This window comes from Chryseobacterium sp. DZ-32 (assembly GCF_059587025.1).
This window is the reverse complement of sequence record NZ_JCAIOM010000021.1, coordinates 69,850-89,241: the sequence shown is the minus strand read 5'-3', so window position 1 is coordinate 89,241 and position 19,392 is coordinate 69,850. Positions and strand designations below refer to the sequence as shown.

Below are 19,392 nucleotides of genomic sequence, written 5' to 3'. Positions count from 1 at the left end.
TGTGTTGTCATAATACTTAATCTGTTTTAAAGTTATTTAATTTGATATAACTGTCAGATTAAGTATTGACTAATTCAACTAATGATTAGTATCATCTAACTTAATTAAGTATTTTTTAAATAACTCAGCATTATTTTTATTTTTAAACTAAAATCCTTCTATCGTAATACTTGTGAAAACATAATCTTTAGTATTTAAAGAATATATTTTTTTAGCTTCTACTTCAGTTGTTGTCAGACCTATTAATTTTCTTTTTCTATTAATCTCTTTTATTTGCGTATTTACTTCTACTGCTCTTTTTTCTGGCAAGATTGCTTCGGATATATAGTAACAATCTGTTTCATCATTATTAACAGTAAACTGATAAATTTTAAAAAATGAATAATCCTTTGTTCCATTATTTAAATCAAATAATTGTCCTGCAATGTCTGGTCTTATACTTCCTTCATTTAAAGCCCTTAATATTTCCTTAGAGAAATTAACTTTCTGACTGCTATAATGATTATTAGCCAATTGATGCCAAATAATATAATAAAATTTTTGATAAAACATATTATCTGCTGAAGCAAGTCCAATATGGTATTCATTAGAAAATCCCTTTTTTTGAATCAACCTAAGTAAGTTTATGGATGTAGTGCTGTCACTTTTTGTAAGCTCTTTTTTATACACTTCATAGTTTCCTCATGACAATTTTATATAATATTGGTCAATTTCATACAATGAATCTAAGTTTTTTTAATATTGTAAATCAATCTTATTTTCACAGGGCCTTGTTTTATATTTTTCACTACTTTTAAAGTTTTTAGATAAAAAATTGACATCAAAATCTTTTCCTAAGCATTTTAATGAGTGATAATCATAATAAGCATTTTCAAAGTCTTTTATTCCTAAAGCCACATTCATGCTATTTTGTAAATCTTTTGCATGTGGGTACTTGAATTCTCTAAAAGCTTCTTTATAAAGATTGTTAGCATTTACTAAATCATTAGTGATAATTTTATTTTCAGCTTCATTTATTAGCTTATAATATTTAATAAGATGCTTATTTTTATTTCAAAATCTTGGGCACATATTGTTAAGCTAACTATTATAAACAGAAATATTAATATATGTTTCATTGATAACTATTAATTGTAAAAATGAGAAGCATAATTGATTGCTTCTCATCTTTTTTTAAGGATTGCAAAGATTTATCTATTGGGTAGGTTCCATTATACCCCATACCTCCGTTATAGAAATCCAAATCGCTTGTATAACCTTTTTGAGTACAGACATGCTCGTTTTTCACTTTACTCAACCATTGATTCTCAGATTGAGTGCAATTACTCTACTTTATCCTATTAAGAACCTGACTTGGTTCCTTTCCAAATCTCATCTAGCGGTATAAACAACTAAAAAAGCAATTACTACTTATTATTGTAATGAATACAATTAACCGAACTCACTAACAATCTCTTAGCAATTAAGTTAAGAGTTTGTTTATCAAAATATTAAATAAATCAGTTATTTACCTCCAAATAGATTACCCAGGAAGCCGCCTAAACCACTGCCGCCTTGCTGTCCGTTTCCACTTCCACCACCCAACACACTTCCCAGTATATCAGTTAATGGATTTCCCGAGGATTGGGCGCCACCTCCCATAACATTCCTGAGAATATCATTGATAGGATGAGATTCTTGATTCTGAGCCTGATTAGATGCATTTCCAAGGATTCCTCCTAACAGATCTCCCAGACCGCTTGCACCTACATTATTTTGCTGTTTTTGCTGACCAATATACCCCATGACCACAGGAGCAAGCATTCCAAGGGCAGGACCTATCTTATCTGCTGAAATTCCCGTGTTTTGCGACAGTTGGCTTTCAACATCACTTCTTTGTCCGCCGAAGATATGATCGAGAATAGATCCACCTTCAGCCTGTCTTGCTTCAGCCTGCGATGCATCATTTAAGATACTTCCAGTATGGTCTTTGTCTAAAGCGTTATTTAAAGCTTCTGCTTCTTTACTATCCTTGGATTTATTTCTAAGATGAGAAATAATAAGAGGAGTTGCTACCGCTAACAAGGCGATCACCTGGTTTTTGCTGATGCCGAATTTATTTCCAGTTTGTTCAGCTACCTGATTGCCCGTGTTTCCTGTAATTAAATCAATTAAACTCATTGTATATTTATTTAGGTATTAGTATATTGAATTATTAAAAAATACGCTTAAAAAAGCCGCTGTTTTTAGGAGTGGCTTAACTTCCATCACTATTAATATAAGTTTTGTTTTCATTTTTATTGATGTAATATTTACCACCTCTTTCACCTTTAATATTTCTTCACCATTAGGACCCTTTAAAGTTCATTCTGCGGTCGTTGTTGTATAATTTTGCTTGGTGCTTGGAACAGTTTATCTATTAGCAGTTTGAACCTGTATTTTGTGTAGTCACATTACTTTATTTAAGTCTACTGTAACGTTTATCAGAAGTTCTATCCTTTTTTATTTAATAATCCCTGTATTTTAGGTTTTTGATGCCTGAGCTATTAGCTCGACATTTGGAGTAACAGTTACTTGTAAAAATATTTAAAGTCATAAATATATTTTGACTTTGTTTCAATGAAAAGTTTAATTAAATTTTAAGGCAACTAATGTGTATTTATCAAATTTCACTATAGAATCCATACTTGTAATGAATTTGGATGATCACTCACTAAAATCTGAAAGCATTACAATGTTTAATAAGACCCAGATATGAGTTCATAGTATCACTTCTGTGTTGCGTTTCCTGATTCTTGGAATAAGAAAGTATTCGCAAAAACTTCCGTCATTTATTTACCGGTTACATCAAGAGTAGTTTCAGATTTCACACGATTCATCGCGACTTGCGAAAAAGTTAATATATCAATGAGAGAAATTGGCAATAAATACATTTTTTTCATGATTTATGTATTTTAAATTTATAAATTGTTTTTATTTTTCAAATTATCAATGTAAATAGTCTATTAAATATCATAACAAATTTAACCACATTTCACTGAATACCTTATAAACAAAATGTAGTATTACATCTAACACATTGTGATTTTATTACTACAATACATATATTATAAAAGCTCAGTTAATAAATCCTGCCTAAATTTTTAATTCACCTTTTGGTATGTATTTGTCCTGAATTTACCTTAAAAGATTTAACATTAATTGTGCTAACAATAGATTCGCTACAAAATAAGAGTGAAGATGTAATCTTCCCATGTTTAGGTACTCTCAAAGGCATAGTTTTTTGTTAATCATTTCTTATTGTTGTTAAAATTTTGTTGGAATATGGGAAAATTTTTTGGATTGATATTTTTGATTTTTCCATATTTCAATAAAAAATCTCTTGGTGTGAGATATTGCAGCGCACTATGAGGTCACTCATTATTACACATTCACATCCAGGCTTCTGAATAATTTCCCCTCTGTTTTAAGTTTTCAAACAAATAAATGTATAAAAACTCTATACGGAATGTTCGGTTGAATATCTCAATCAGGGAGTTTTGCGTAGGCTTACCAGGTTAAATAAATTGCTGTGTAATTCCATTATTTCCGCACCAATCTTTAATTTTTCAGCAATAAACTCTAGCCCGTTGTCTATCCTTATTTTTCCGGGCTTCCCCGCCATTCAATAAGTTGTTCAAGTTGAGAAACAACTTTTGTAGATGGTAAACTTGTATCAATAGTGATATTCAAAATTTCTTTATTAAAATCATCAATGATATTTAAGCTCCTCACGCTTTTGCCGCATTCCAAAGTGTCGTGCATAAAGTCCATACTCCAAGGTATGTTTGGATAAACAGGACGAAGTAATGGTTCTTTACCCTTGCTGGAAGCCGTTTCTTGCGCTTATTTCTCAAATTCAGCTTCATCGATTTGTAAGTCCTGTAAACCCACTTGTGATTCCATCTAAAACCTAAATTTCGTAATCGATGATGCATCGTCTAAAATTCCCACGTATGATGCTGTTTTGCAAGCAAAAACAGCTTTCCCTAATCTTATCATCTTCTTCGTTTTTCTTCCTTACGTGAACTCATATTGAAAGCTGCCCTTGAAAAAGCAACTAATTCCCGCTTTTCACAAAGCGTTAAAGCTTTTTGCAGTCACATCTTTCATTACTACATTTCCAGAATAAGCTCTGCCGCGATTTTTTTATACTGAGAAAGCTCTCTTTCTAATTCTTTAATTTTAGAAAGTTGGCTGGCTGATATCATGTTCTTGACAAATATCATTTACCGTTTTTCCTTGATTTTGCTCAGAAAAAATTTTATTTAGTAAATTTAACATAAATAGACATTGAGACGGATGTTCGATTTATGTATAAATAATACTTGTAAAAATAAAAAGATTAGAATTAATCTTTAACCCAAGTACTACCCTATTATCACTAATAAATGGTATTTTTTTATCACTAAATCAATTATCTATTGAAGTTTTAACAAAATTTGTAGTTTAAATCCCCTCTCCAATAAAAAAATTGCTAACACTTTTAGCCTTATGCTACATATTAATAATTACACCTAAAGTTGACATGCAATAGGATTAATCATTTAATACAGTTCAGGGCTTAGAATCTTACCTAATAAAAATTGTAATAAATTATTACTGTATAAATCCACACTCCTCTCTCATAAATCTCATAGAACTAGTGAAGCGTAATAAAGCTTAAATATATAAGCAGCAGAAACATCAGAATCAATCCAATAGAGTTTACAATAAATAATAAGGAACCATTCAGTATACTTATTCTTTTTTTTGTTTCATATACTCTGTGGTGTGCTATAAATAAATAGACCACTATATAGATGGCTAGCCCTAAACATACTAAAATATACAATAAGGTAAGTAAATTGTTATTTGGTAAAAAACTAATGATTTTTCCTCCTACAACAAGCATCAATACATTCAGTAGCAGGAACGAAAAATAGTGAAGGGTAAAAATTCCATGATCAAAGTACCACCATTTTTTCTTGTTATGAAACAGCCATAAAAAGAATGCGAATATTGGAAGGTACAGGAAAAGTGCTTTGGGAATAGTATGAATTAGGTTTTCTTTATATTTTTTCCATATCTGATGTTTAGTGAATCCCTCTTCCATTAATTCAAATACTTTTTTTGAAACGGGTCTCATTAATGTATAAATTCCTGTTTTATCTTTGGCACGAATAGAATCATACTGTTTTATTGAGTAAGCATCCATAACAGGTGCTTTTTTACTTTTATCATATGTAAGGTCAAAAAAATCACTTTTTTCCGAAAGGTTATATATCTTCAAAGTGTCCGCCGTTTTATCTTTGATAATTGCATCTCTATGAGGTTGAACTCCTTCTTTTTGCAAATCTGGTAGAATATTTATTGAGAGTGCTTTCTCTTCTACATTTATTTGTAAATGATGGCCGATTTTTTTTGCTTCCTCCTTAGCGTGTGGTAGGATATTGGGAAGGAAGAATGTAAGGAAACTTATAAAAATATATAATTTTACAGGTGCTACATATAGCTGTCTTTTACCTGCTAGATAATCTTTGGTAAGTCTGCCGGGACGGATTAACAGATATTGTATGGTCTTCCAGAAGTGTCCGTCATAATGTGTAAAATCCTCAATGAAATGAGTAAAGAGAAAATGAAAGGATTGCCTGTTTTCAATATTTTCTTGTCCGCAGTGGGGACAAAACCTTTCTTCAACTTGTCGCCCACAGTTCAGGCAAGTTTTATCGTCTCTTAATGTTCCGTGTTCCATGAGTTATGCGCGTTATTAACATAAAATAAATGTCAATGAAATTAGCCCATAGCATTTAAGTTGGCTATTATAAATAGAAATGCTATATTTTTCATTGATAGTTGATAATTATAAATGAAAAGCCTAATTGCTTCTCGTTTTTATAAAATTGTTTTAATGTTATTTATTATGAAAACAGTCTTGGATATAAAGAATTTCTGAAATCTAAATACCAGCATAAACAGTGGGAACACAAACCATCTTTACCACATCCTGTTTTTAAGAGTTTGTTTCTATAATTGTTGTAGTAAACTTATACAATATCTATTAAACTTATTAACGCAGTACTGTAGTTTTATATAGATATTTCTATAAAATTATTACGATTATTTTTTATCATAGGAAATACCAAGAAAAACACGTCCCGGTTATATCGTTCTTCTTTTTAATAGAAGTTCAACTATGTAAAAAAAGCTAGTTTCAATCGTGTTTACATCTTTTCAGGACAATTCTCTGTTACACCCAACTTCTGGAGTATTTTTTCCTACCCTAGTCATGAATTTTTCAAATTTTGGGGGAATTGTATTGCTCCCTTTTTCCCATTCTAAAGTGAAATACCTGAATTTAAAATATAAGATGATGAACAGTTAAAGTTTAAAATAAGTTCCGGAAAGTACGGGAAAATTTTAGGAAAAAAAATGGAGCTGAAACCATATGAATGGAAAACTAATTGATGATATTAGAATAATTATCAAAAAACATCTAATTTAATTGCTGTTATATTTCTATAAATCATTCTTAATCACTCAGCTGATTGGTTTCAAACCTATCGTATTAACTTTAAATATAATAACTTAAATAAATGTAAATGATGTACTAAAATCATCTTCTAGAACAATAAAGGCACTGAACTTTTTACCATTCTTGGTTTTCATATTTTTAATGAGTGAAGTTTTTCCTGTAGATACTAATGAAGTAATTTCGTGTACGCTGAGATGTATACCGCATATCGTTCTAAATAGTACCCATGAGCATTTTTCATCAGGGCATTTTACAATTTTATTTTTGATGATTAGATTCTGCTGCCAGCATTTGGGACATTTGAGTTCAGGTATATTTTCCTGAGGAATCGATAATAATAAGAGTTCATTGGTCATTTCTGTTGTATAGTTTTGGATATCACTGATGAATTGATCGGCATTAAGTTCACCTCTTTCAATTTTATCCAGTGCCATTTCCCATTCTGCAGCCATTTGTACGTTTCCTATTTTTTTGTCTTTAACAAGCTGGTAAACCTGAAGTCCTTTGTCTGTGGGTTGAAGGGTTATGTTTTTTCTAATAATATAGTTTCTGCTAAGCAAAGTTTCAATCACAGACGCTCTTACTGCAGGGGTGCCAATGCCTATGCCGGCAAGTACTTTTTGTTCAACATTGCTTTCTGTAAATCTGCCGGCATTTTCCATAACTGATAACAGATCAGCTTCTGTGTACAGTTGGGGAGGTTGAGTCATTTTTTCCTGTAGTATTGTTTCTGAAATTTTGAGTTCATCCCCAATTTTAAATTCAGGAAGCTGAACAAGAGGTCCTTCAATATGGCCTATACCCTCATTGTTGTTATGATCAGATAAGATTCCTTTAATAGCCCGCCAGCCCTTGCTCAGCATTATAGATCCTTTGATATGAAATTCATAATGATGTACTTTGATGGTGATATTATTGATTTGTGTTGAACAAGGTTCTGACAATGATTCAAGTAATCGGTAGGCAATCATATTATAAATTGATCTTTCTTTTGCGCTGAGTGCGGAAGGTATTTTTGTGGTGATCAGGAGCCCATGATGATCCGTAACTTTAAGATTATTGACAATACGTTTATTGAAATTGCCGAATTTTAAGCTTGAAACAGCCGATTTGAACGGTTCGGTTGTATTGAGAATTCTTACCAGTTCTGGAATCTCTCTCCACAGATCTTCGGGAATAAATTGAGTTCCGGTTCTTGGATAGGTAATGAACCTCTTCTCATAAAGGCTCTGAGCAGTCTGTAAAACCTCATCTGCTGAAAGTCCTAGTTTTCTATTGGCTTCTTTCTGAAGCTCTGTAAGATCAAAGAGCAATGGCGATAGTTCCTGCATTGTTTTGACAGATACATCTTCGACCGTAGCTCTTCCCTCCCGCTCGATACATTTTACAACTTGCTCTGCCTGCTTTTTGTCTTCCCACTGCTCTCTAGACAGACTGGTAAAATCCAGATATTCTTTTCGGTGCTTTAAACGAATCTGCCAATATTGTTTCTTTTTGAAATTTTGATGTTCTAAGAATCTTTTACAGATCAGTGCCAGTGTGGGAATTTGAACCCTGCCCAAAGAATATACTTCCTGGTGAGCTGTTATGGTTAATGCTTGCGTAGCATTGATTCCAACCAGCCAGTCAGCCTCACTTCTAGCTTTGGCTGCGGCATATAAACCATCAAAAGCTGAACCCGGTTGCAGATTTTCAAAACCTTGCTGTATTGCTTTTTCGGTCAGCGAACTGATCCAGAGTCTTTCAAAGGGTTTACTGCATGTAAGATATTCATAAATATATCGGAATATGAGTTCTCCTTCACTTCCTGCATCGGTAGCTACAATAATACTGCTAGATTGATTAATAAGATATTTTATTATTTTTAGTTGTTGCAGTGCAGACGAGTCAGCGCTACGGTTTTTTATTTGTCTTGTTTTTCTGGGAGTCAATATAAATTGATGGGGAAAGATAGGGAAAGAGGCTTGATCAAAGCCTCTTTCCCTATAATCTTCCGGCATTCCCAGCGATATCAGATGTCCTAATACCCAGGTAACACAATACCCATTACCTGCCAGATAACCGTCTTTTCTGTCGTAAGCTTTTAAGAGTTGGGCAATCTCTCTCGCTATAGTGGGCTTCCCTGCAATAATTACTTTCATCTTTCTAGTTTAGGGTTAGTTTAGATTTTATGTCCGCTGGATTTAGTCGGTTTTCTTTGTTGATTCTTCTTCTCCTGCTTATTGCCTGGTTGTTGCTGTTGGAGCTCAAGCGACTTTTTGATGTTTTTATTAGCTTCATTTGTTTTGCCATTAGAATGGACCGCTTGTTGGGCTTTATGATCATCTGCAGACTTTTTCTTTTCTTTTAGTTTACTAGGATTGGTGAAAGAGAAGTCTGTCCTGGAAGTTTCCTTATTTAAAGTAATATACCCCTGATATTCCTTGCCTTTTCCGTCTACAAGCCCATCAACATATACCGTTTGTCCTGCTTTAAACTTTTCGTATTGTAAATCTTCCAGCTCTTTACCTCTGAATATTCTCGGTATCTCAACATCTTTGTTTTGAATCTGTTGAGTAGACTTGACTTGTTGCTGAGGTTGGTTGTTGTTGAACAAAAATTCGACATAACGTTTATCTGCATTGAACTGTACAGTAGCATCAAAGGTCTCTCCTTTTTTAGAAATCATACCTTCCAGATAAAGCGGTTTACCATTTAACAGCGTTTGTTTTTGGTGTTCATCCAGTTGTATCCCTTTAATCTCATCGGGGATTTTCATAAACTCCGCTCTGTAGGCCACAAGCTCATTGGTAAGCCGGTCCCTGCTAATAACCGAAGGAATAATTTCATCGGTTTTAGGATTTACCAATTCCACTATTCTTCCCATATTACCGGTTTCTATAAGGTTCTTTTTATCCTCTTGACTGAATTTATGGCCTAAGAACTTCATATTGAGGTTCGGCTCTCTGCGTATACCATGCAGGTGAACAGCAACTTCTCCGGTATCTCCCGTCTGAAGAGATAATCTGACATCTATCTTACTGACTACTGTTCCTAAATTAATGGTAATGGGGATAAGTGTATTGGTTTTAAAGCCTCTCAGCAAAGCGTCCATAGCATCCATTTCTTCAAGTTTTTCCTGATTAAGTCCTAATTTCCCCATCGTTTTCCAGTCGATTTGTTCCGGCTGAAAACGGTACTCCTGAGTTTCTGTGTTGTTATTCATTGTATACTTATTTTTGGGATTATTGATATTTTTAGGTAAAAGTTCATATTCCTTAAGCCTTTCTTTTTCTTCTGGAGTTGCCTGATTAATATACTGCTGAAGATCTTTAGCAGTGTTCACTGCATCATATTCTGAAATTCTAAAAAAATTGAAATCACTGGGATTTTTAAGCTGTCGGTAAAAGTTGGAAAAGAAATTAGAGAAGATATCACCATGTTTATCTATTCTGATAAACTGATTATCATCATTTTTATCATCGGGTCGAAACGTTTGTAAATTTCTATCCTTGTCAATTCCCTTGACCATTTCAACTTCATTGGTGTGGGCATTCAGAACAAGCAGAGTTTCTGCAGTTGGGTTAATAGTTGGTGATTCCTGAAGTTTAATAGTTGCATCTTCCATCACATTTTAATTATTGTGACGAAGTTATATTCTTAAGTCAACAGATTTTTTAAGTGGAATTGCATGGGCAGTTTTGGCTTTAGCTGTCTCTGTCTGCTTTTATCAAGAGCTTAAACTTTCCCTGATCAGCTGATGTACATCCGATAGTTTATAATACAGCTTACCACTAATGGTATAATAAGGCAACTTTTTATCGGTACGGTAACGCTGTAATGACCTTGAACTTATTTTCAAAAGCTGTAAAACATCCTGATTATCCAAAAGCTGTTCACCGTCAATTTCTAAAAACTGGGATTGGTTCTTAATCATTTGCTCTTTGAGAAGATCAAACCGCTCCATGATTCTTTCCATCCAGGCAATAAATTCTATTCTTTCGATATTCATAGGGTAATTTTTGATAGTTAATGAGGTAAAGTTGGCCAATAGAAACCACATAAAATCACTACTTTTTCGTAGTACCGAAAAGATTACTTAATTTTTTATGATAAAGCCTCTATCCTAAAACATAAATTATAGTGTATATATTACCTTTTCAATACTGGCTATAGCACCAAACAGAATCTGAATTAAAGAATAATAATTTTCATTATTTGCCTAGCGTTTGGTGCATCCTGAATGAAGCATAATCTGGGAATTGTGGCACTGGCTATGCTTCCGCACAAAAAACAAAGTATCCATCAGGAATAACAATGAGATAAGCAGTACTGCTTTCAACAGACTGCAAATTGGTCATAAATTTATTCTCATGTAATTCAGGCTTCCAGTTCAATGTATATGAATCTAAACATATTTGCTTATACTATTCAGACCGTAATTTAAAATCACTGATTAAATTAAAAACAGAAAATCAGAAAAAATAAAGCCTGCCATTACTGTCTTTGATCTTTAATGAATTGCTTTTGTCCAATAAGCTCAAAAAAGAGAAATAATCTATCTTAACCTAGAAATGGGAAAAGGAAATTTGCTTATCATTAAATATTTATTTAAGGGTTATAAAGTGAATGAGATAAAAGGACAATTAAACTCCCGCAATTCCCTTAAATCAGTGAAATTTTGATTGAAAAGAGGTTAAGTAATATCCGTAAGCAATATCAAGCCAAAACACTTTTTACTTAGCCATCATTCTCAAAAAAGAAAAGGTAATCTGATAACATATAATAAAATATACGTTATCTAATTAAAAGACTAGCTATACTATGTTTTTATATCTCTCATTAATTTGGTTCTGTACTTTTGTTTTAATACATTACAATACCCAAATTATGTATCCATAAATTTTTTTGTTCATGAAACTTCCTCCTGAATTCGAAAACCAATATTTAAAAGATGTCCTTTATAATATTTCCCTTCAAAACCTTCCAGAGGAAGAGTGGAAACCGATTGAAAATTTTGAAAATTATGCAATTTCCAATTATGGACGTGTTAAAAGTTTGGAACGTTGGATTATCTCATTGGATGGGAAAAAACGTAAGACACAGAGTCGTATTATGAGGGTGCAATTCATGAAATTCTTTAATAAATACCTCAATGAAAACTTTTACAATATCACCTGTTTATTATCGTCAAAAGGAAAAAGATTCCGAAAGTCAATAGCCCGTTTGGTGTATCAACATTTTATTGAAAAGCTTGATCCGGGAGGAGCTGATTCTTTTCTTATTTCATTTAAAGATGGTAACAGATTTCATTTGCATGCTAAAAATTTAGAGAAACTCTCCATTAGTGAGGATCGCTTTAAAAGGGTTAAGGCTGATAGAGTAAAAAATAGCAGAAATGATTATCAAAGAGCTATAAGTCAATATACCGTTGAAGGTGGGCTGATAGATACATTTGAAAATATTGGTACAGCAAATAATACCCTTGACATTGGTGGTAGAAATATCTTCCATGCATTGAACAAAAACCAGCTAACAGCAGGAGGTTTCCGGTGGTTCTTTACAGACCAGGTTCCTAACAAAGAAGATTTTCAATTCATTACGGAAAATAAACCTGATAATCAAAATAAGTTATTTAACAAATCTCTATGGGAAAAACTGGGCAAACCTTCAATTGATACAAACAATCCACCTGCATGCATGAACCTGTCCCTGAATGACCTTCCCGGGGAGCATTGGAAACCGATAACTGGCCTTGAAGATAGATATGCTATTTCTAGTAAAGGAAGAGTAAAACGCCTCAGCAGTTGGACAACCTCCAAAAATAAAAGCTTTTGGCAGGAAAGGATTATGTCCATTAATCTGGGAAAAGGAGCTGGCCGCTATAACCCTTTATTTTATATCATGTTAAATAATAAAGGTCGAAAGATCCTATTAGTGATTTCTAGGTTGCTCTATTATTCTTTTGTGGAAGAATTTGATATGAACAATAAAACACTGGTCGTAATTAATGAAAACCAACCCATCTGGGATTTCGATATCTCGAAACTTAAATTAAAAACCAGAATTTCTTTACTTAAAGGAAAATCATAAAGACGAATTGAATTGCTAATTTGAAAAATGAACAAAGTTGAGTGGTCTCAGCAATTACAAAGATATACCACTCCAACAGCAACGGTTTTGCCGATATCAGAATCAGCACGGCTGAATTGTTATATACTTTAATACAACCAATCAGTCTGGTATTGTCCCGACAACATCTATGAACTTACCGAATGGACGTAAAGAGCAATTTTGGTGACATATTTAAAAAATATAAAACACTAAAAATCAAATATATAATCAATATGTAGTGAAAAAACTACAGAAAAATCTTTGAAAAAAACTAGGCTGACTGAAAAGTAATTATATAAATTTGCAGTGTACTATCAAACCAGTACACAAAGACACATGATTATATTTAAAAATTTATCCTTTGCTTATTCGCAAAAAAAAGTATTAAATGATGTTAATCTTCAATATGAGCCAGGTAAAATATATTATTTACTTGGACCGAATGGATTCGGGAAATCAACCCTGCTGCGTAGTATTGCGGGTTTGCATCATCCACAGACTGGGACTGTAGAAGTTAATAATCATCCGGCTTTCAAGCGAAATATAAATCTCCTTCAGAACATTTGTTTTGTTTCTGACGGAATGTATTGTCCGGATATGCTTATTACTAAGTTTGCAACTTTATATGGATCTTTATATCCACTCTTTAAGGCAGATGATTTTTATAAATACCTGTTCATGTTTGAAGTGAAAAAAGAATCTCGGATTTCCGAACTGAGTTTCGGACAAAGAAAAAAACTTTTCCTGAGCTTTGCCTTTGCTACCCAAGCTAGTATCATTTTACTGGATGAACCGATCAATGGTCTTGATATTAAGAGTAAAAGAGAATTTAGAAAGATTCTTACAGAAATAACCAATGATGATAAAACAGTGATTATTGGTACCCACGATGTGTCAGATATGGATATACTGGCAGATGGCATCACTGTTTTAGGACAAGAGCAAGTTATTTTTCATCAGAATACCAGCGATATTCTACAGAAATTAACCTTTGATATTGTGAAAGATCCCACAGAAGCGGAACAATCCTTATATAGTGAACAAACCTATCAGGGATTTATGACCATTAGTCCCAATCTTACCCATAAGGAAACCAATCTTAATATTGAATTATTGTACCATGCTTTGCTTAAGCAACAACATAAAATAACTTCTTTATTCAAATAAAACATATTATGAAAGAAAATTTTTCAATCTCCCGTTTAAAAAAATTATTAGCTATTGACTGGCAAACCAATCGTAAGAAATACATGTTTATCATCTTGGCGATGTTTGCTTTTTGGGTGCTATATGGTTTAGCAGCTCTTTGGCTCATAACATCTCTAAAAAAAGATATTTTTACTAATTCCAGTGCTATTAGGTTAGCATTTTTTCTTCAAATGTTCGGTTTTATAAGCTTTTTAGCTTGCGGGAGTTTTACGGAAATGGGCACCGATACAAACAAGACTTCTTATATTCTTCTGCAACCAAATACCAATGGGGAAAAATTTATGGCTAAGTTTATAATAACTGCAATTTTATTTTGGATTGTATTTTTTGTCAGTGCTTTTATAGGTTTGTATTTCCTTTGGAATATCTTTTATCCTATTGCCCTGCAGCATGTCTCTCCCGAATATCTGGTGGTTAAAAAATTTGATACATGGCATAATATTAAAATAATGACCAGCATGGAGAGTATTACCTATGCTTTCTTTTTTCATTCAGTTTTTATGTTGGGATCCATTATCCTGAATAAATTTAAATATATCACGACCTTATTAGTCGTTACCTTATTCTATTTTGCAGTAGCTTTATTAAATTTGCAGGCAAAAACAGATACCTATTATCTATTTATTTATGGATTTTTCACCATTAGTTTCTGGCTTATAGCGTATCGGAAACTCAAAAACTACAGTTTGTAAAATGCAATTCAGAGATCAAATACCAATATACTTGCAAATAGCAGATATTATTTGTGAAAATATTCTTTTAAAACAATGGCTTCCTGAACAGCGAATTCCTTCTATAAGGGATTTTGCCACTCAGCTTATTGTAAACCCTAACACCATTGTACGCACTTATGAATTTCTTGAACAAAAAAGAATAATTATGAATCAACGCGGTATTGGCTTCTCTATAACTAAAGATGGATACAAGCTGGTGCTTGAATATAAAAAGGAAGATTTTATAAAAAAAGATCTTCCTCATTTCTTCAGACAATTATATCTGCTTGATCTTGATATCCATACTCTGGAAGATGACTTTAACAAATTCTGCGAAAATTATAATAAATAGGTACATCGGTAAACTTATATAAATACCGTAATATCAATATCACGGACATGATGAAGTTGTAAAATGGAAGGACCGGTTGCCATTTCAGAAGAATAAATATCCCCCCAGCTAATTCAATCACTTCGATATATCTGTAATTTCATCACTGAATTCTAGTTGCTAACCACTAACAATGATGAAAGTATAAATAAAAGCTTTTTATACCTAAGTTTTTTTGTAGTTTATAAGTTTTATAAAAGAATTTTTACCAAGAAGTAGTGTCAATCGAAAGATGCACAAGGTTAGATGCTCCGGGATAAATAGAAAAATAACTTCGGCTATTCTGTTCTTCATTACTTATGAAGGATAAAGTTATTCCCGTAGGCTTTCTGGGATGTGGTATATTTTCTATAGAATATTCCTTTCCTTCTAACTCAATAATAATTTTGTACGCTTCAAAAGTGTTCCTATTTCCATGTTTATCTAAAATGGTAACATTATCAAATGGAGTTTCGCTAATAAATTCATTATTTTTCATATATTTTATAATTTTACTATTGGGGTATAAAATCACGTATCGCTACTTGCTTTTATTTATATAATACTAAATAATAAATTTAAATTTAAAAGCGGTACCAATATCAGATAACAATACAGATTTTTAACTATATTAATATAAAATTACAATGACATGCAAATTAAAGGTAAAATCCTTCAATTGCCTTTTATTATCATTGAATATTCATCATATAGTATAGCTTCCATATAAGCTATATGTTATTTTTTTTCGGATATATCAAAATATTTATGGTAAATTAAAAACTACAACAATTGAAATTGAATACTACATATTAAATTAATACTATAGCCTAAATTTGCATATTAAAACAGGATAAAAACTGCCTCACACCTGTCATTAAGCTAACTTCCTCATAATTAATCATGATCCCGGATTTACCTATAATCATATAGGTATTATTATTTTATGTCCTGATTATCACAATTATGTCACTTAGAAACTAACGAAACCATTATAATTATTCTAAAAAGAATTAAATATGTGGTATCAAAAAAATAAAAAAAACATATTATTTATATTAATTATTTTAAAAAATACCAACAATACAACAAACAGCTCAAAAAAATTATTAAATTAGCTATTTAAACGAAAAGCTAATAACTGTGAATTGTTTCTTCTATTCGAAATAAATTCCGACTACATAACTAAGATCAAAGATATAAAGAATGAAAAATAGTGTCATACTTATTTTATTTTTTACTATATGTAAACTGTGTGCTCAATCTGAAGTAATGGGGCAAAATTATAATATTGACAATGGTCTACCTCAGAATAGTGTGAAAGATATTATAAAAGATAAGTACGGTTTTATCTGGATCTCCACGGAAAATGGAATTACACGTTTTGACGGGCAACAATTTTTAACATTAGACCAGTCTTTTAATAAAAAAAGATACTTAAACTTTTTTGGTAATATAGAAAAGGATTCTATATTTAGTGTTGAAGCCAATGGAGATTTCACAGCTTTTATTACAAAGAGAAAGTTATCAAAAACAAAAATGGCTTCAAAATTCCTGAAACCAGTGATCTTTTATAATTACAAACGATATAACCAATTTAATAAAAATTCTGTTTCATCAAAACTCTTTACCGGCATCCGTTTTTTTATTTATCTAAATAAAGATATTTACTTTGTTGAAAAAGACCTCATTACCTATTATAATCATTCAACCGGGGTGACCAAAAAGATAAAAATCCAGTTTACCATGGATGAAATGAGAAATGTATTCATCCATGAAAATCATATTTTTATTGTTAAATCCAATGACCGCAAAATTATTAAAATTACCAACGGTGAACTATCTTTCATTGATAGTGATCCTTTGTATAATAATCCGCAAAACAATATATACTGGAGTCAAGGCTCAGGACAAGTATTTGTAATTAATAAGGATACAATATATTTGAGTGAATACACTGATGATAAACTACATCTAAAAAAAATTAATCATATAGCCAATTTCAATAAGCTACTCAGATCACTCTATATCAATACAATAGTATATGATAAACAAAACCACAGTTTATTTTTTGGGAGCCTAACCAAAGGACTCTACATACTTACCATTCCACAGTTCAGCATCTCCAGAAAAAAATCGCCATTTGCTGACAATGTTTTTTATACTACACTTCCATTTAATAATCGCAGCGTCATAACCCCAGATGGAACGATTTATGATAGTATATCAGACCTTGGCACAGTTCAAAAAGGTGAAATTGAGAATTATTTTTTTGCCTACGATAAATATTCGCTGGCCAACAACACCCATGATGATATTTTTTTTATAAAAGATCATAAACTTTACAAGCGTCTTAAGGCGTACCAATATAGTAAATCTGTACTTATCCCGATTCCAGAATATATCGATGCCGTATATGGGAAAGATAAGCATCTCTATGTGATAATATTAAAAGATAACAAGTATTACCTGTCACAATATGATGAAGAACTCAAAAAAACACACCTTTTATTTTCCTTTCATTATGCAGTAAATGATCTCAAAAAATATGATGAACAACAATTGCTTATTGGTGGAATGAATGGACTGTATATGGGTAATTATGCAAAAAAAGAAATTAGAAAAATTTCTGACTTTTCTATCAAAAAAATCATACAGACCACTGATAATAACATTTGGATTCTTACAAAAAATCATGGGTTTTACCTTTTCAGAAATAATAAGCTGATTAAAATGCCTCTGGATAAAAAAAGTTACCTGCTCGACCCCCATACTATATTGGAAGACAAGCAGGGTAACTTTTGGATTTCGACAAACAATGGATTGTTTAAAATCCCAAAAGCAACTCTTTTACAATTCGCCGCCGATAGAAATACACCGGTGACTTATTATCAATATACTATTGCTGATGGGCTATCCATTAATGAATTAAACGGAGGAGGAAATCCGATCGGAAGTATTTTACCCAATGGACAAATGGTACTTCCTTCTCTTGAAGGATTGGTGTTTTTCAAGCCCGATAAAATAAAGTCATTTTACCCTAAAAACTCAAATTTCTTTATAGAAAGAGCGAAACTAGATGATAAAGAAATGCCTATAGTTAAAGATACCCTTCATATACCTAATAATAGATTCACTACTCTTGAGATTTTTCTGGATTTTCCATATTTCAAAAGCCTGAATAATATTGACCTTGATGTCTTGATTGACGGTGGTGCAAATTGGAAAGATCTCGGATTACAGAGAAAATATGTATTAGAAAACCTTGAACCGGGATATCACCAGCTTAAATTTCGTTATTTACAGCAAAACAACAATTATACCTATAAGACAATTATTGTTAAAGTTGATTTTCTTTTCTATCAAAGTCAGTACTTTAAAATATTGATGATCTTTATCGCTTTGTTGATCACCGTTTTGATCATCAAATTAACCAATAATCAACTTAAAGTCAAAAATGAACTATTGATAAAGGCCAATTTAGAAATAAATGCCCAAAAAGAAGAAATCAATAACAGTACTGTTATCCGCGAAAAACTTATTGAAGCAATATCTCATGATATTTCCACTCCGATCAAACACCTTTCACATCTCTCTAAAAAACTCGATGATACCGATAATCTGGAAATCCAGAAAAAGTATCTTCACAGCATACACAAATCCTCAGAAATGCTTTATCATTTCACTCTGGAGCTAGGCAATTATGCATACCTTTTTTCTAATACCGTAGATGAGACAATTCCTTACCTCTTAAATGACGTTCTGGAGGAGAAAAAATCTTTTTTTGAAAATATCGCCCAGGACAATAATACCATTATTGAATATAATCAAAATGAACTTCTGTACTCAAAAGTCAACCGTTCTGTTATATCTGCGATCGTGCACAATATTATTGATAATGCAGTCAAAAATACAAGCCAGGGCAAAATAATACTCGATACAGTGGATAATGATAGCTTCTTTTCCATTAAAATTTCTGATAATGGAAAAGGAATGTCTGCAGAGCAGCTAGATCATTATAATAATATATATAAAATTCCTATTGAAGAGGTAAAACTTAAAGGTTCAGGTTATGGTCTTAAATTTGTTCTGCTGCTCTTAGATAAGATCAATTCTCAGATTAATTTTAAGAATAACATTCCTAAAGGAACCATCGTTGAAATAAAAATCCCTAAATAATAGGTACCATGATGGAAAAAGAAATATATTAATAGCCAATGAGCATCGAGGAGTAAGAATAGAAACTGTAATTATACTGCAAGATCAACATACAATATAAAGGATTAGTAATGCAGAGAATTCCTAAAGTTATTGAGAAAGGTTTCATAATGATTATTTGCGAGGGTAAACTTTGATTATATTTAAAAATACATCCCCATTATAGTTATTTAACAACAACAATCTGAATCTCGATGTCTAGTTGGCAATAGTGCAGATTGGAAAAAGTTGGATTAAAGAGAAAATTTGTAATGGAA

14 protein-coding genes and 1 pseudogene are annotated in these 19,392 nt (G+C 32.0%); 5 read left to right on the top strand and 10 right to left on the bottom strand.

The genetic code is table 11. The features are described from left to right. Positions 1–147: 147 nt before the first annotated feature. The 9 genes and pseudogenes from AC59HC_RS19920 to AC59HC_RS19880 all read right to left on the bottom strand — a co-directional run bounded on the left by AC59HC_RS19920 (position 148) and on the right by AC59HC_RS19880 (position 10,523). The gene (locus tag AC59HC_RS19920; RefSeq protein ID WP_496559221.1) at positions 148–612 is read right to left on the bottom strand and encodes a hypothetical protein; all 465 of its coding nucleotides are present in this window, start codon (positions 610–612) and stop codon (positions 148–150) included. A 123-nt stretch (positions 613–735) separates the two neighbouring features. Next, on the bottom strand, positions 736–897 hold the full coding sequence (locus AC59HC_RS19915) for a hypothetical protein (protein ID WP_496559220.1): 162 nt from the start codon (positions 895–897) through the stop codon (positions 736–738). 606 nt (positions 898–1,503) lie between these two features. Next, positions 1,504–2,160, bottom strand: a complete 657-nt coding sequence (locus AC59HC_RS19910) for a DUF937 domain-containing protein (protein WP_496559219.1) — start codon at positions 2,158–2,160, stop codon at positions 1,504–1,506. 1,250 nt (positions 2,161–3,410) lie between these two features. After that, positions 3,411–3,524, bottom strand: a pseudogene (locus tag AC59HC_RS19905) (integrase core domain-containing protein); the annotation flags it as partial. Positions 3,525–3,618: 94 nt separating this feature from the next. After that, complete coding sequence (locus tag AC59HC_RS19900) at positions 3,619–3,804, bottom strand: DDE-type integrase/transposase/recombinase (RefSeq protein WP_496559223.1); 186 nt, start codon at positions 3,802–3,804, stop codon at positions 3,619–3,621. 856 nt (positions 3,805–4,660) lie between these two features. Continuing rightward, positions 4,661–5,752: a DUF3667 domain-containing protein gene (locus tag AC59HC_RS19895; protein ID WP_496559218.1), complete on the bottom strand. Its 1,092-nt coding sequence runs from the start codon at positions 5,750–5,752 to the stop codon at positions 4,661–4,663. An 833-nt stretch (positions 5,753–6,585) separates the two neighbouring features. Continuing rightward, entirely contained in the window at positions 6,586–8,673 is a 2,088-nt protein-coding gene (locus tag AC59HC_RS19890) for a type IA DNA topoisomerase (protein ID WP_496559217.1), read from the bottom strand. 20 nt (positions 8,674–8,693) lie between these two features. Next, positions 8,694–10,139 (bottom strand): DUF3945 domain-containing protein, encoded by a 1,446-nt coding sequence (locus tag AC59HC_RS19885; RefSeq protein WP_496559216.1) that lies wholly within the window; start codon positions 10,137–10,139, stop codon positions 8,694–8,696. Between the two features lie 102 nt (positions 10,140–10,241). Further along, complete coding sequence (locus tag AC59HC_RS19880; protein ID WP_496559215.1) at positions 10,242–10,523, bottom strand: helix-turn-helix domain-containing protein; 282 nt, start codon at positions 10,521–10,523, stop codon at positions 10,242–10,244. A gap of 902 nt (positions 10,524–11,425) precedes the next feature. Here AC59HC_RS19880 and AC59HC_RS19875 point away from each other — a divergent pair. The 4 genes from AC59HC_RS19875 to AC59HC_RS19860 all read left to right on the top strand — a co-directional run bounded on the left by AC59HC_RS19875 (position 11,426) and on the right by AC59HC_RS19860 (position 14,899). Further along, complete coding sequence (locus AC59HC_RS19875; protein WP_496559214.1) at positions 11,426–12,604, top strand: NUMOD4 domain-containing protein; 1,179 nt, start codon at positions 11,426–11,428, stop codon at positions 12,602–12,604. 357 nt (positions 12,605–12,961) lie between these two features. After that, the gene (locus AC59HC_RS19870; RefSeq protein WP_142718441.1) at positions 12,962–13,792 is read left to right on the top strand and encodes an ABC transporter ATP-binding protein; all 831 of its coding nucleotides are present in this window, start codon (positions 12,962–12,964) and stop codon (positions 13,790–13,792) included. An 8-nt stretch (positions 13,793–13,800) separates the two neighbouring features. Next, positions 13,801–14,526 carry a hypothetical protein gene (locus AC59HC_RS19865; protein WP_142718442.1) on the top strand — a complete coding sequence of 242 codons (726 nt, stop codon included), beginning with the start codon at positions 13,801–13,803 and terminating at the stop codon, positions 14,524–14,526. A 1-nt stretch (position 14,527) separates the two neighbouring features. Beyond that, entirely contained in the window at positions 14,528–14,899 is a 372-nt protein-coding gene (locus tag AC59HC_RS19860) for a GntR family transcriptional regulator (protein WP_142718443.1), read from the top strand. A 244-nt stretch (positions 14,900–15,143) separates the two neighbouring features. Here AC59HC_RS19860 and AC59HC_RS19855 read toward each other — a convergent pair whose 3' ends face one another. Then, the gene (locus AC59HC_RS19855; RefSeq protein WP_142718444.1) at positions 15,144–15,416 is read right to left on the bottom strand and encodes a hypothetical protein; all 273 of its coding nucleotides are present in this window, start codon (positions 15,414–15,416) and stop codon (positions 15,144–15,146) included. A 707-nt stretch (positions 15,417–16,123) separates the two neighbouring features. Here AC59HC_RS19855 and AC59HC_RS19850 point away from each other — a divergent pair. Beyond that, on the top strand, positions 16,124–19,096 hold the full coding sequence (locus AC59HC_RS19850) for a ligand-binding sensor domain-containing protein (RefSeq protein ID WP_496559213.1): 2,973 nt from the start codon (positions 16,124–16,126) through the stop codon (positions 19,094–19,096). Positions 19,097–19,392 lie beyond the last annotated feature (296 nt).

What these genes read in the sequence shown, in the direction of transcription:
- AC59HC_RS19910 (WP_496559219.1), bottom strand. Translation starts at nt 2,160, where the DNA reads ATGAGTTTAATTGATTTAATTACAGGAAACACGGGCAATCAGGTAGCT.
- AC59HC_RS19855 (WP_142718444.1), bottom strand. Translation starts at nt 15,416, where the DNA reads ATGAAAAATAATGAATTTATTAGCGAAACTCCATTTGATAATGTTACC.
- AC59HC_RS19860 (WP_142718443.1), top strand. Translation starts at nt 14,528, where the DNA reads ATGCAATTCAGAGATCAAATACCAATATACTTGCAAATAGCAGATATT.
- AC59HC_RS19865 (WP_142718442.1), top strand. Translation starts at nt 13,801, where the DNA reads ATGAAAGAAAATTTTTCAATCTCCCGTTTAAAAAAATTATTAGCTATT.
- AC59HC_RS19850 (WP_496559213.1), top strand. Translation starts at nt 16,124, where the DNA reads ATGAAAAATAGTGTCATACTTATTTTATTTTTTACTATATGTAAACTG.
- AC59HC_RS19890 (WP_496559217.1), bottom strand. Translation starts at nt 8,673, where the DNA reads ATGAAAGTAATTATTGCAGGGAAGCCCACTATAGCGAGAGAGATTGCC.
- AC59HC_RS19885 (WP_496559216.1), bottom strand. Translation starts at nt 10,139, where the DNA reads ATGGAAGATGCAACTATTAAACTTCAGGAATCACCAACTATTAACCCA.
- AC59HC_RS19875 (WP_496559214.1), top strand. Translation starts at nt 11,426, where the DNA reads ATGAAACTTCCTCCTGAATTCGAAAACCAATATTTAAAAGATGTCCTT.
- AC59HC_RS19895 (WP_496559218.1), bottom strand. Translation starts at nt 5,752, where the DNA reads ATGGAACACGGAACATTAAGAGACGATAAAACTTGCCTGAACTGTGGG.
- AC59HC_RS19870 (WP_142718441.1), top strand. Translation starts at nt 12,962, where the DNA reads ATGATTATATTTAAAAATTTATCCTTTGCTTATTCGCAAAAAAAAGTA.
- AC59HC_RS19880 (WP_496559215.1), bottom strand. Translation starts at nt 10,523, where the DNA reads ATGAATATCGAAAGAATAGAATTTATTGCCTGGATGGAAAGAATCATG.